At 72.4% G+C, this 11,906-nt stretch carries 7 protein-coding genes and 2 pseudogenes; 6 read left to right on the top strand and 3 right to left on the bottom strand.

Annotated features, from left to right (window positions below; genetic code table 11):
- Window positions 1-48: 48 nt before the first annotated feature.
- Window positions 49-879 (top strand): annotated as a pseudogene (locus AB0P17_RS27650) (AraC family transcriptional regulator); the annotation flags it as partial.
- A gap of 55 nt (window positions 880-934) precedes the next feature.
- On the opposite strand, the pseudogene AB0P17_RS27645 reads toward AB0P17_RS27650, so the two are convergent.
- Both AB0P17_RS27645 and AB0P17_RS27640 read right to left on the bottom strand, forming a co-directional pair.
- Window positions 935-1,060, bottom strand: a pseudogene (locus AB0P17_RS27645) (transcriptional regulator); the annotation flags it as partial.
- Window positions 1,061-1,360: 300 nt separating this feature from the next.
- The gene (locus AB0P17_RS27640) at window positions 1,361-2,566 is read right to left on the bottom strand and encodes a transposase (RefSeq protein WP_365814685.1); all 1,206 of its coding nucleotides are present in this window, start codon (window positions 2,564-2,566) and stop codon (window positions 1,361-1,363) included.
- A 289-nt stretch (window positions 2,567-2,855) separates the two neighbouring features.
- Between AB0P17_RS27640 and AB0P17_RS27635 the strand changes: the two genes are divergently transcribed.
- On the top strand, window positions 2,856-3,632 hold the full coding sequence (locus tag AB0P17_RS27635) for a hypothetical protein (RefSeq protein WP_365814683.1): 777 nt from the start codon (window positions 2,856-2,858) through the stop codon (window positions 3,630-3,632).
- A 91-nt stretch (window positions 3,633-3,723) separates the two neighbouring features.
- Window positions 3,724-4,830: a MerR family transcriptional regulator gene (locus AB0P17_RS27630; protein ID WP_365814681.1), complete on the top strand. Its 1,107-nt coding sequence runs from the start codon at window positions 3,724-3,726 to the stop codon at window positions 4,828-4,830.
- Between the two features lie 38 nt (window positions 4,831-4,868).
- Here the strand turns inward: AB0P17_RS27630 and AB0P17_RS27625 are convergent, their stop codons facing one another.
- Window positions 4,869-7,871 (bottom strand): LuxR C-terminal-related transcriptional regulator, encoded by a 3,003-nt coding sequence (locus AB0P17_RS27625; RefSeq protein WP_365814679.1) that lies wholly within the window; start codon window positions 7,869-7,871, stop codon window positions 4,869-4,871.
- 116 nt (window positions 7,872-7,987) lie between these two features.
- Between AB0P17_RS27625 and AB0P17_RS27620 the strand changes: the two genes are divergently transcribed.
- From AB0P17_RS27620 to AB0P17_RS27610, 3 genes are all read left to right on the top strand, one after another.
- Window positions 7,988-8,626, top strand: coding sequence for a response regulator transcription factor (locus AB0P17_RS27620; RefSeq protein ID WP_365814677.1), 639 nt, complete (start codon window positions 7,988-7,990; stop codon window positions 8,624-8,626).
- A gap of 252 nt (window positions 8,627-8,878) precedes the next feature.
- Entirely contained in the window at window positions 8,879-9,553 is a 675-nt protein-coding gene (locus AB0P17_RS27615; protein ID WP_365814675.1) for a DUF4255 domain-containing protein, read from the top strand.
- On the top strand, window positions 9,550-11,832 hold the full coding sequence (locus AB0P17_RS27610; RefSeq protein ID WP_365814673.1) for an ATP-binding protein: 2,283 nt from the start codon (window positions 9,550-9,552) through the stop codon (window positions 11,830-11,832). Before AB0P17_RS27615 ends, AB0P17_RS27610 begins: the two co-directional genes overlap by 4 nt.
- The last annotated feature ends 74 nt before the right edge of the window (window positions 11,833-11,906 follow it).

The following is an 11,906-nucleotide window of genomic DNA, read 5'->3' as shown; positions in this document are numbered from 1 at the left end:
GGAGGGCATGGGGCACGGGGCGCATAGAATTGCCTGATCCTCTCAGGAGTGGAGCGTGCGGTGCTCGATCGGCTGGCCACTGTCATCGACCGGCACTGCGGGGTACCGGGCTCGGACACCAAGATCCCCCGGTTCTCCCTCGTCTCGGTGCACGAACCCATCGGGCCCGTCGACCTGCTGTACGAACCGGCGATCTGCTTCATCGCCGACGGCACGAAGCGCATCACCGCGGGAGACCTCGGCCTGGTCGCGCGCGCCGGCGACATGCTCCTCACCACGGTCGACCTGCCCGTCGCCGTCCATCTGGAGGTGCCCTACCGGTCCGTCCTCATGCGGCTGGACGAGCAGGTGCTCACCGGCCTGCTCATCGAACTGGACGAGACCGGACCGGCCGCCCCGTCGGCCGCGGCGGGGCAGATCAGCGCGGAGATGACACCGGAACTCGTCGACGCGGTCACCCGCTGGGCCGAACTCCTCGACACCCCCGAGGACATCGGCCCCCTGGCCCCCCGGATCGAGAGCGAGATCCTCTACCGGCTGCTCCGCGGCTCCCCCGGCGCCGTCCTGCGCCAGTGGTCGCTCGCCGACTCGGCCACGAGCCGGGTGCGCCGGGTGGCCCGATGGATCTGCGAGCACTACACCGAGCCGCTCAGCATCGACGCGATCGCCGCGGTCGCGCACCTGAGCCCGGCCGGCCTGCACCGGCATTTCAAAGCGGCCACGGGCATGAGCCCGCTCAAGTACCAGAAGCACCTGCGGCTGCAGGAGGCCCGGCGGCGCCTGGTCGCGGGCGACGCCACCGCGGCCCAGATCGCACAGGCGGTGGGATACGTGAGCGCCACCCAGTTCAGCCGCGAGTACCGCAGCGCCTACGGCCTGCCCCCGGGACAGGACGCCACGCGGCTCCGCGCCCGACTCGCCGGTCGTCCCGGTCCAGGGCCTCGCTCGCCCGTACGGTCAGGGCCCGCGCCCGGGCGTCGTACACGGCCAGGCATGGAAGCTCCTCGAACGCCTTGAGGCAGAGGGCGATTTCGGATGGCTGGGTGATGTTCACCCGCGACGGGGCGCTGGGGAATGCTCTTCGGCCTGACGGTGCGGTGAATGTGCGTACGGGGATCGCCTTCACGGCCGGGTTGTCCAGACGCGCCGGTTGCTGGAGGCATCGAAACGGCGGTACGCCGGTGGCCCCGACCCGGTCGGAAGGAGGGAAAGCCCTCCCGGGTGAACGGAGTTGCCGGTTTCCGGCAGTCGGAGGCCGGGACGCCGTTGCCGTACTCCTCCCTGTTTCCTGATCAGCGCGGTGTGGCTCAATGCTCTCGAATTGACATCCTCCCCCAGCTGAGGCAGGGGGATTCCTGGCTCAGGCTGCCTGGGGGAGCGGCGCTCCCGCAGGTCTTGTGCCATCGGTACCAGCCGGGTTGAGACCAGCCCGGACGAGCATCACGTGTGCGGAGTTCTTGTCCCTGGGGGACTCGGCTCCGCACGCGGTGCACGTGTAGGTTCGTTCGGAGAGGGGGAGTGCGTGCTTGGTTCTCGCACCGCACTGCGCACAGTCCATGGTGGTGTGCGCGGGATGCACAAGGCGCACATCGCGCCCGTGCTTGCGGCCCATCTCGATCAGTGCCGTCCTGGTGGCGCCGATCGCCGCGTCGGCGGCCTTGCGGGCCATGGTCGACTTGGCCAGGAACTTCGGCTTGAAGTCCTCCACGGCGATCGCGTCGTGGTCGTGGACCACACGCTTGGCCCACTTGCGGGCGGTGTCCTGCCGCTGCCGGGCGATTTTCTTGTGGACTTTGGCCGCCGCGCGGGATGCCGTCCGGTAGCCCTTCGACGCGGCCTTGCCGCGCGCGGGTTTCCGCCTCGCCATCCGCTTCTGGTACCGGGCCAGCCTGGCGGCGGCGGCCTTCCCGTGCCGGGCGTGCGGCAGGTCGTGGGCATCGGAGGTGGTGGTCGCGGTCTCCTTGACGCCCCAGTCGATACCGATCGCCCGGCCCGTCGGGGGAAGCGGCTCGATGGCCGTCTCCACGACGAACGAGGCGTACCAGTGGCCGAGGCTGTCCCGGTACACCCGCACGCTCGACGGGGCCGACGGAAGGTCACGGGACCACACCACGGTCACCGTGATGCCACCGGCGAGGTGCAGGCGTCCGTCCTTGAGGCGGAACCCGCGCCGTGTGTAGTTCAGGGACGGCTCGGTGCCGCGTTTCCTCTTGTACCGGGGCATTCCGGCCCGCCGTGCCATCGGGACGCGTGCCGTGATGTCCTTCAGTGCCTTGGCGCGGGATTTCGCGAAGTCCCGGATCAGCTGCTGCTGCGGCACGGAGGATCCCTCGCGCAGCCACGTGTTCGCGGCGCGCGCCTCGGTCAGCATCTTGTCGAGGCGGGCCGGGCCGCATTTCTCGTCCTCGGCGTGGGCCTTGCGGGACCGGGCGACGGACTCGTTCCAGATCCACCGGCAGCGCGCCCACTCGGCCTCCAGGCGGGCGGTCGCGGCCGACGACACACGGAGACGGTAGGTGAACCGGGAATACCCGGTCTCCTCACCCTTTTTCCGAAGTGTCGTCATAAAGCCAGTCTAGCAGGGGAGTTGAGGTACGAATGAGGCAAAGCGCATCACCCTCCGTCTTCCTGAAGGCCTTCACCGGTGGCTCGCCGAGCGGGCCCGTGCGGCTGACCGGTCGGGCGAGGCCGGGATCGTCCACCGCCCGGAGGGCGGGTACCGCGCCGTTGTGGTGGACGCCGAATCGCCCTGAGGGCGATTCGGCTCCTCCTGCCCTGCTCCGCAGGGGTCCGATTCCTCCCCGGCCTGAAGGCCGGGGCATCCTTGGAGAACTTCGGCGAAGGGGGCAACGGGGATGACGGTACGGACGGCATGGCGGGCGGCACCGGTCCGGCCACGGCAGGCGTGGCTGCGGGCGGTGGCGTGGGCGCTGCTCGGGGTGGTGCTGCTGGGGCTCTCCGCGGCCGCGGGTGTTCCGGTACGCGAACGGGTCGCCGATGAGGAGGCGTTCCAGGGCGCACAGCCCTGCGGCAGCGAGGCGGCGGCAGCGGACATGGCGGACTGCCTGCGCACGATCCGCGGAACGGTGCTCTCCGCCGAGCCGGTCAAGAGCGGCAGGGCGATGGTCTTCCAGGTGCGGTTGCGGGGCCCGGTTCCGGCCCCCGCCGACCGGCCGCTGGACCTCGATACGCACGGTGACCTGTCGGAGCGCGTCAAGCCGGGGGACGAGGTGGAGGTCACCACCTGGCGGAACGTCCGGGTCGCCGTCGGCCACGACGGGCGCAGCGAGACGCTGACCGGGCTGCCGGACGAGAAGGCCACGATGCTCGTCGGGCTCGCGCTGGCCGCCGCGTGGCTTGCGATCCTGGCCTTCATCGCCGCGTTCCGGGGCGCCGGGCGGGCGCGCCGCCTCGCCGAGGGGCGCCCCTTCGCACCCCGGGTCCCGTTCGGTCCGGCGAAATGCGTAGGCGTGGTGGCCCTGCCGATCGCCGTGGCGATCCTCGCGGGCCAGGTCTGGGACGCCTGGACGGCGGTGGTGGCGACCGTGGTCATCTGGGCCGCGACCGCACTGCCGGCCACGGTGGCCGGGATGCTCTGGGACCGCGACGAGCCCCGCGGCACAGCAGGCTGACACGGCGGCGCGGATCCGGCTCGGACCGTCGGTGCCCAGCAGGGGGGAGGGTGTTGACTCTTCAGCCGCTTGAGACTCCATAGTGGCCGGCGTGGACGACGAGTTGTACGCGATCGGGGACGTGGCGCGCCGTACCGGGCTGAGCGTCAGCGCCATCAGGTACTACGCCGACGCCGGGGTCATCGCGCCCAGCGGTCGTACGGCCGCCGGTTACCGGCTCTACGACATCGGTGCCATCGCCCGGCTGGAGCTCGTCCGCACCCTGCGGGAACTCGGCGCGGGCCTGGACGACATCCGTCGGCTGCTGGCCGGCGACATGGCGTTGGGCGATCTCGCCACGGCGCATCTCGCGCTGGTCGATGGGCAGATGCGCCGTCTGCGGGCCCGCAGGGCCGTCCTGCGGACCATTGCCGAACAGCACACCGCGACAGAACAGGTGGGTCTCATGCACAAGTTGGTCTCCATGTCCGACGACGACCGCGACCAGCTCATCGACGGGTTCTGGAACGAGATCAGCGACGGCCTCGACGTGCACCCCTCGTATGTCGAGCAGTTGCGCGCGTGGCGGCCGAAGCTGCCGGAGGAGCCCTCCACCGAGCAGCTCGAAGCCTGGATCGAACTGGCCGATCTGGTGCGCGACGGGGAGTTCCGCCAGTCGGTGCGCGCCTTCTTCCACGACGCCTTTTCCCATAGTGCCCATGCACGCCACGTGACGGCACCGGCCGTGCAGCGTTTGATGGAGGAACACGCGAAGGTCCTCCAGGAGGCCGGCGAGGCGCAGCGGTTCGGGCTGGCCCCGGAGTCCCCGCAGGCCCAGGACATCGCCGCCCGCCTGCTGGCCTCGATCGCCGAGTTCGAGGCCGAGTTGAGCGGGGAGCCGGTCGTGGAGCGGGATAACGCCGAAATACGGGAGTGGGTCCTCACCTCGGGGCGCGCCGACCCGGGGGGCGAAGCCGTCGAGGACTTCGTGTCCGGGTTCCAGGACATGTTCCAGGGGCTGTTCGGCCGGTACATGTCGCTGGTGTCCACGATCAACGGGACACCGCAGGCGGATCCGGCGGGCGAGGACGCGGCCTGGGAGTGGTTCACCGCGGCGGTCGCGGCGAGCCCGCACGAGGAGGGAGCTGGGCAGGGGGCGGGGCGGACGGTGATGCCCGCAGATCCGTCGGGCGGTCCTGCCTCGGGCGGGCACGTGTAGTCGCCCGCGCTCACCACCCCTGCTGTCCGAAACACGCCCTAGGGGGATTCCGTGGGGTGCGGGGGCAGCGGCGCCAGGGCCGAGGCGAGTTCCGCCCTTCTGCGGATGCCCAACTTCCGGTAGGTGCTGGTCAGATGGGTCTCGACGGTGCGTTTGGCCAGGTGCAGCAGTTCGGAGATCTCCGCGTTCGTGCTGCCGTCCGCCGCCAGCGCCGCGATCCGTCGTTCGCTCGCCGTGAGGGAGTTCGTGCCCGTGAGCGGGGTGTTCCTGCGCCGGGCGCCGCTGGCCCGCAGAGCCGTCTCCGCCGTGGCCAGCAGGCGCGGTGCCGCCAGGCGTTCGGCCGTCGAGGCCGCCTCGCGGAGCAGCGGGCGGGCCCGGCCCGGGCGGCCCGCGGCGACGAGCTGGCGGCCGTGCGCGACGAGGGCCTGGACGAGTTCGGTGTCGAGCGGGGTGTTGCGCAGCGCCTCGACGGCCTCGCCGGTCAGTTCCAGGCCGCGCCTGCCGCCCGTGGCCGCGCCCAGGACGCGCAGCGCCCGGCCTCGTACCCGGGGGGTGTTCCACACGGTCGCGTACCGGTACTCCACCTCCGCGATCGCCAGCGCCTCCTGCGGCTGGCCCAGCGCGAGATAGCACTCGGCGGCGGCCGAGCGCCACGGCGTGACGACCGGGCTCTCGATGTCCCGGCCGGTCTGGCGTCTGCCGCACTCCAGGAAGTCGGCGAGCGCGCCCGCGTGGTCGCCGGTGGCGGCGCGCAGCACCCCGCGCGCGTACAGGAAGCGGTTCAGCTCCCAACTGTCGTGCGCCTCGCTGACGTTGACGCCCGCGACCAGCCGTTCCGCCTCCGCCGTACGGTGGTGCTCCACGAGCGCCAGCACCCGGTGCGCCAGGAAGTTGCTGGGCCCGGCGCGCGGCGCGTCCGGCGGCGGCGGGACCACGCCGGCCGTCTCCTCCAGCACCCGCGCGTACTGGCCGCCCGCGGCGGTGGTGTCCACCCGTACGTTCACCAGGGAGGGGTGGATCGGGTGCAGCGGCGACAGCCGGTGCTCCGTCAGCCCGGCCCTGACCAGGCGTTCCGCGTCGTCCTGGGCGTCCGCCCACTGGGCCACCGCGGCCGCCGTGCCCAGCAGGTACGGCACCAGCAGCGGATCCTCCGGCGCGGTCAGCAGCCGCCGGATCTGCCGCATGGCCCAGTCGGCGGAGATCAGCCCGGCCGTCGCCTCGTACCGGATGAGCAGGGTCCGTACGGCCGGACTCATCGCCTCCGGGGAGTTCGCCGCGGTCTCGCGCAGCCGGGCGTAGACGCGGCGCCGTATCTCCCGGTCGTGGTCGGCGAGGAGCGCGGCCGCGGTCTGCACCGTACGGGCCAGGACGGGCTCGTCCTCCAGGGCGCCCAGCCCGCGCAGTACGTCGAACGCCGCGTGCGGCTCGCCCCCCTGGGCCAGCGCCGTGCCCAGCGTGACCGCCGTCATCACGCGCTCCCGGGGCCGTTCCTGAAGGCGCAGCGCCTCGGCGAGCCGGGATATCCCCGACGACCGTACGGTGGCGAACTCCAGCGCGCCCAGCTCGGCCAGCACCGCCGCCCGGCGCTCGCGCGGCAGCGGTTCGTCCAGCGCGCGGCGGAGAAAGGCGACCGCGTCGGCGGTCCTGCCCTCCCGCGCCGCGGCGGACGCGGCGTCCAGCAGGGCCCCCGGCACCCATGCCGAGCCGTCCGACGGCGTACGCAGCAGATGCGCGGCCACGGCGCCGACCCGGTCGCCCCGGCGGCGGCGCAGCTCGGCGGCGCGCCGGTGCACGGCCTGGCGGTGCGAGCGGGGCCAGCCGTCGAGTACGGCTTCGCGCAGCAGCGGGTGGGCGAAGCGGGGGCCGCCGTGCGCGGGGTCGCGGCGCAGCACGCCGAGCCGGACCATGGCGGTGAGCCAGCCGGCGACGCGGGACGGGTCGGCCCAGGTCACCTCGGCGAGCAGGTCGCCCACGTCGTCGGTGTCGTCGTCGCCCGACAGCTCCGCCAGCGTTCTGGCCACGGTGGCCGTGCCGGGCCCCGCGCTCTCCAGCCACCACGACACGGCCGCGACGAAGGCTCCCGGATACAGCTCGGCGGTGCTCGTCGGCAGCTTCGTCTCCGTATCTCCGTGCGCGTCCGGGAAGACCGCCCGCAGATCGTCCAGCAGGGCCCTCAGCAGCAGCGGGTTGCCCGCGCCCGCCCGTAGGCAGCCCTCCACCCACTCCTCCGAGACGGCCGCGGCCGGCTCCCCGGTCCCGGCGTGGGCGCCGCGTATCAGCCGCTCGGCGGCCGCCCGGCTCAGCGGTGCCAGCGCGTGCGAGCCGACCGTCGCGGGCGGCAGGGCGTGGGCCAGGCCCGGTGACGGGGGCGCGATGTCGTACTGGCCGCGTTCGGTCACCACCATCAGCACTGGCAGCCCGGTCAGTCTGCGGGCGCTCTCCGTCAGCCAGCGCCGGGACGCCTGGTCCGCGAGATGGACGTCGTCCACGGCGACCAGCAGCGGCGACAGGGCCGCGTACCCGCACAGCACCTGCCACAGCCGGGCCGAGGACAGCGCCCCCGGGCCGTCCTCGTCAGGGGCGAAGCGGTCGGGCACGGACAGGAGTTGGCGTACGAGGGTGAAGGGGCCCTCGGAGCCGCCGGGGGAGGCGTGGGCCCGCAGCACCCGCATGCCGAGCTTCGTGCCCAGTGCCGCCGCGGCTTCGAGCAGCGCGCTGCGGCCCGTGCCGGTCGGGCCGCGGAACACGACCAGCCGGCCGGAACCGTCCAGCGCGCGCCCGGCCTCGAAGGCGAGGAGTTCGAGCGCGGCCTCGCGTTCGAGCAGCCTCGGCCAGGGGGAGGAGGCGGAGGAGTGGAGGGGAGGGAGGGAAGGGAGAGAGGAGCGGGAGGGGAGAGAGGGGATCGAACGGGGGACAGGGGAGGGGGAGGGGATGGATGGGGACATGGGTGGGGGTGGGGGTGTCCTCGGGAACGGGGTGGTGATGTGGTCCGGGCCGCTGCCCGACCCGGTGCCCAGGGGCGCGTCCGATGCCGCGGTCATGGGTGAACCTCCCGCCGATCTCGTGGTTGGTCTCGTGGTGGGCCACGGTTGCGGCCCCTGCCCTGAGAGAGGGACGGTGGGAAGAGATTGTTCCGCTAACGCAAGGACGTAAGGGAATGGTTCTCCGTACCCCGGCCAGAATCCCGGTCGAGGTCCACGCATCGGACCCGCTCTCCCTCGCCGGAGCGGCCAGCCAGCTCCGCAGGCAGCCGGAGATAGAGCTCGTCGAAGAAGCCGCCGGACGGCCGGGAACCGTCGCGGTGCTGCTCGCAGAGGCGCTGGACGAACCCACCCTGTCCCGGCTGCGCCGGCTGGTCAGGGCGGACGGCACCCGGGCCGTCCTCGTCACGAGTCTGATCCGCGAGGCCGAACTGCTCCAGGTGATCGAGTGCGGAGTCGGCGCGATCGTCTGGCGCCGCGAGGCCACCGGACACCGGCTCCTCCAGGCGGTCCTGGCGGCCTCACGGGGCGATGGTGACCTGCCGTCCGACCTGCTGGGACGGCTGATCACCCAGGTCGGCACGTTGCAGCGCGGCACCACCAACGTGCCGGGCGCCCCCGCGTCGGGTCTGGCGCCGCGCGAGGTGGACGTCCTCCGGCTGGTGGCCGAGGGGATGGATACCGGGGAGATTGCCAGCAAACTGTCGTACTCCGAACGCACGGTCAAAAACGTCATGCACGGGCTGACGACCCGTCTGCAACTCCGCAACCGCGCCCACGCCGTGGCCTATGCCTTGCGGGAAGGCTACATCTGATGGTTCGGACCTGAGTCAAGGTTCCCGGGGGCAGAGGAGCCTGCCCCTTGATCGTCCCGTGCGTGCATCGTGGAGCGGATGCCCCACGGTCCACGATTGCCTGGGGTGTGCCGTGCCGTCACACCGGCGCGCCGAGGGCCACGGACTGTTCGTCCGAGGGCCGCGGGCCGTTCTCCGGACGTGCCGTCACCCCCTCGGCGGGCGGCGGTGCCGGCCGACCCGCGACGATGTGCGACGTGAAGGGCTGCGACCGTGATCCACGAGGTGGACGATGTCCTCAAGGGCTTGCTGACCGGAGGAGCCCTCGCCGGTTCGGGCGTCGAGGTCACCTTCGAGGCCCCGACCCGTGACTGGGCGGCACGTCAGAACGCCCCGACCATCGACGCGTATCTCTACGACATCCGCGAGGACACCCGGCGGCGCGAGCGCGGCGCGGGCGCCGTCCGTGACGACCAGGGCATCGTGGTGAAACGGCGACCGCCCCCGCGCTGGTTCCGGCTCGCGTATCTCGTCACCGCCTGGACCAAGCGTCCGGAGGACGAGCACCGGCTGCTTTCGGCCGTACTGGCCACGCTCCTGCCCCATGAGCTGCTGTCCCCGGCGGAGCTGACCGGTGGGCTCGCCGAACTCGGTCTCAATGTCCCGGTGTCCGTCGCGGGTCTGCACACCGAGGCACGCTCGCTCGCCGACATCTGGTCGGCGCTCGGCGGCGAACTCAAGCCGTCGCTCGACGTGGTGATCACCGTGCCCTTCCCGTCCTACCGTGAGTTCGATCCGGGCCCGCCGGTCGTCGAGGGAGCGGGCGTACGGGTCAAGGCCATAGGCGGCCCGGAGAGCGCCCGGAGCGAGCGGCACCACCTTCCCCGGCACCTGAAGAAGAAGGACGGGCCGGCGAAGTTCGGCGCGAACTCAAGGGACAAGGGATGAACGAGGTGCCTTCGCTGCTCGGAAGGGTGACCTGGCTGCGTGAGCGGGTGGCGCGGCTGGTCGAGCACCGCAGCGCCGACGACCCGACGGCGACGGACCCCCTGCGGGGGCTGTACCTGTCGGAGGAGGCCGTCTGGCGGCTGCTGTCACCGCCGGAAGGCACGGGAGGCGCAGGAGAGCCAGGAGAGCCAGGAGAGCCAGCAGAGCCAGGAGGGTCGGAGGACACCGGAAGGCCGGGAGAGCCAGCAGAGCCGGGAGAGTCCGGTAAGCCGGGAGAGCCAGCAGAGTCCGGTGAGCCGGGAGAGCCCGGTGAGCCCGGAGAGCCGGGGGGATCTGCTCCCGAAGAGGTTGAACCGGCCTCCGCCGGCGGACCGGCCTCCCCGGAGGAACCCCCCTCGCAGGCCGACCGGCTGCTCCTGCTCGCGCGGCGGCTGCGCCTGAGCAATCTCGACGCCACGATCCTGCTGGTCGCCCTCGCGCCCGACCTCGACCGTACCTTCGAGTCGCTGTACGGCTATCTCAACGACGACGTCAGCCGCCGCCGGGCCACCACCGGGCTCGCGCTCGAACTGTGCGGGATCCCGGCGTACTCGGCCGCCGGACGGTCCAGGTTCCACGCGTCGGCCCCGCTGGTCGCGCTGGGGCTGATCGTGGTGGAGGAGCCGGAGCGCCCCTTCCTCAGCCGGAACCTGCGGGTTCCCGACCGGGTGGTGGCGCATCTGCTGGGTGACGACACCCAGGACGCGACGCTGGACAGGCTGGTGCGGCCGTTGCCCTTCAGGGAGGGCAGCCTGTCCGCGTACGGTCCCGGCGCCGATCCGGGTTCGAACGCCGACCTGGTGGTCTCCCGGCTGGTCCGGCGTCTCAGCGAGAGTCACTGCACGGTCTATCTGCGGGAACACCGCGAGGGCGAGGGACTGGCCTGCGCCACTGCCGCCCTGGACGCCGTCGGGATCCCGGCGATGCATCTCCTGCCGGGCGCGTGGGAGTGGTCGCAGGGCGAGCGGCAGCAGGGGGAGACCTCGCCCCCGCAGAAGGCGGACATTCCGTACGCGGAACTCCTTCGCGAGGCGCGGCTGTCCGGCTCGGCCATCGTCGTCACCTCGCTCCCCGAGCAGCCGCACGAGCTGGTGCGGATGCTGGCGGTCGCCGATGTGACGGTGGTGTTCACGAGCACCCGCCCGTACGACCCGCGCTGGTACAACGGCGGGGAGCCCGGCGGTGAGCCCCTGGTGCTGGACACGCCCCGGCAGCGGGCGGGCAACCTGGAGGTGTGGACGGACGCGCTGGCCGGACCCCCGGGGTCCGGGACGGAGCTGGAATTCGATCTGGCGCCGGTCGTCGCCGCCTACCGGCTCGGCAACGAGGGGATCAGGCGCGCGGCGCGCACCGCGTTCGACCTCGCCGACTTCGACGGTACCCCGCTGTCGGCGGAGCATGTCCGGATCGCCGCGCGTCAGCAGTCGGCGTCGGGCCTCGAACAGCACGCGCGGCGGATCCGCCCCGACGTCACCTGGGACGATCTCGTCCTGCCCGAACGGCCGCTGGGCCAGTTGCGGGAACTGGCCCTGCGCTCCCGCCACCGTGACCGGGTTCTCGGCGACTGGCGGCTCAGCGCGGGCGGCGGGCGCGGGCGGGGCGTGCTGGCGCTGTTCGCGGGCGGGTCCGGTACGGGAAAGACCCTCTCCGCGGAGGTGGTCGCCGCCGAACTCGGCCTGGATCTCTACGTCGTACAGCTCTCGTCGATCGTGGACAAGTACATCGGCGAGACGGAGAAGAACCTGGAGCGGATCTTCACGGAGGCCGACCGTACGGACGCGGTGCTGCTCTTCGACGAGGCCGACGCCGTCTTCGGCAAGCGCTCGGAGGTGAAGGACGCGCACGACCGGTACGCGAACATGTCGAGCGCCTACCTTCTGCAGCGGCTGGAGTCCTTCGACGGCATCGCCCTGCTCACCACCAACCTGCGCGGCAACATCGACGAGGCGTTCACGCGCCGCCTGGATCTGGTCATCGACTTCCCGTTCCCCGACCCCGAGCAGCGCCTCGCGCTCTGGCGCCACAGCCTCAAGCATGTCCCGTGCGCCGACGACATCGATCCGACCCCGTGCGCGAAGGACTTCGAGCTGGCGGGCGGTTCGATCCGCAGCGCCGTGGTGACGGCGGCCTACGCGGCGGCGGGACGGGGCGAACCCGTCGCCACCGGCGACCTGCTGACGGGCGCGCAGCGCGAGTACCGCAAGGCGGGGCGGCTGGTGCTGGACGGCGGGGACTGGTAGCCCGCACACCCGCACACCCGCACAGCGGCGGAACGACGGAAGGGGCGGCGGCCGGAGTTCTCACTCCGGCCGCC

Source organism: Streptomyces sp. NPDC088124 (assembly GCF_040685895.1).
In the GTDB taxonomy this organism is placed as follows: domain Bacteria; phylum Actinomycetota; class Actinomycetes; order Streptomycetales; family Streptomycetaceae; genus Streptomyces.
This window is presented reverse-complemented; position numbering and strand designations above follow the sequence as displayed.

What these genes read in the sequence shown, in the direction of transcription:
- AB0P17_RS27635 (WP_365814683.1), top strand. Translation starts at nt 2,856, where the DNA reads ATGACGGTACGGACGGCATGGCGGGCGGCACCGGTCCGGCCACGGCAG.
- AB0P17_RS27625 (WP_365814679.1), bottom strand. Translation starts at nt 7,871, where the DNA reads ATGACCGCGGCATCGGACGCGCCCCTGGGCACCGGGTCGGGCAGCGGC.
- AB0P17_RS27610 (WP_365814673.1), top strand. Translation starts at nt 9,550, where the DNA reads ATGAACGAGGTGCCTTCGCTGCTCGGAAGGGTGACCTGGCTGCGTGAG.
- AB0P17_RS27640 (WP_365814685.1), bottom strand. Translation starts at nt 2,566, where the DNA reads ATGACGACACTTCGGAAAAAGGGTGAGGAGACCGGGTATTCCCGGTTC.
- AB0P17_RS27620 (WP_365814677.1), top strand. Translation starts at nt 7,988, where the DNA reads ATGGTTCTCCGTACCCCGGCCAGAATCCCGGTCGAGGTCCACGCATCG.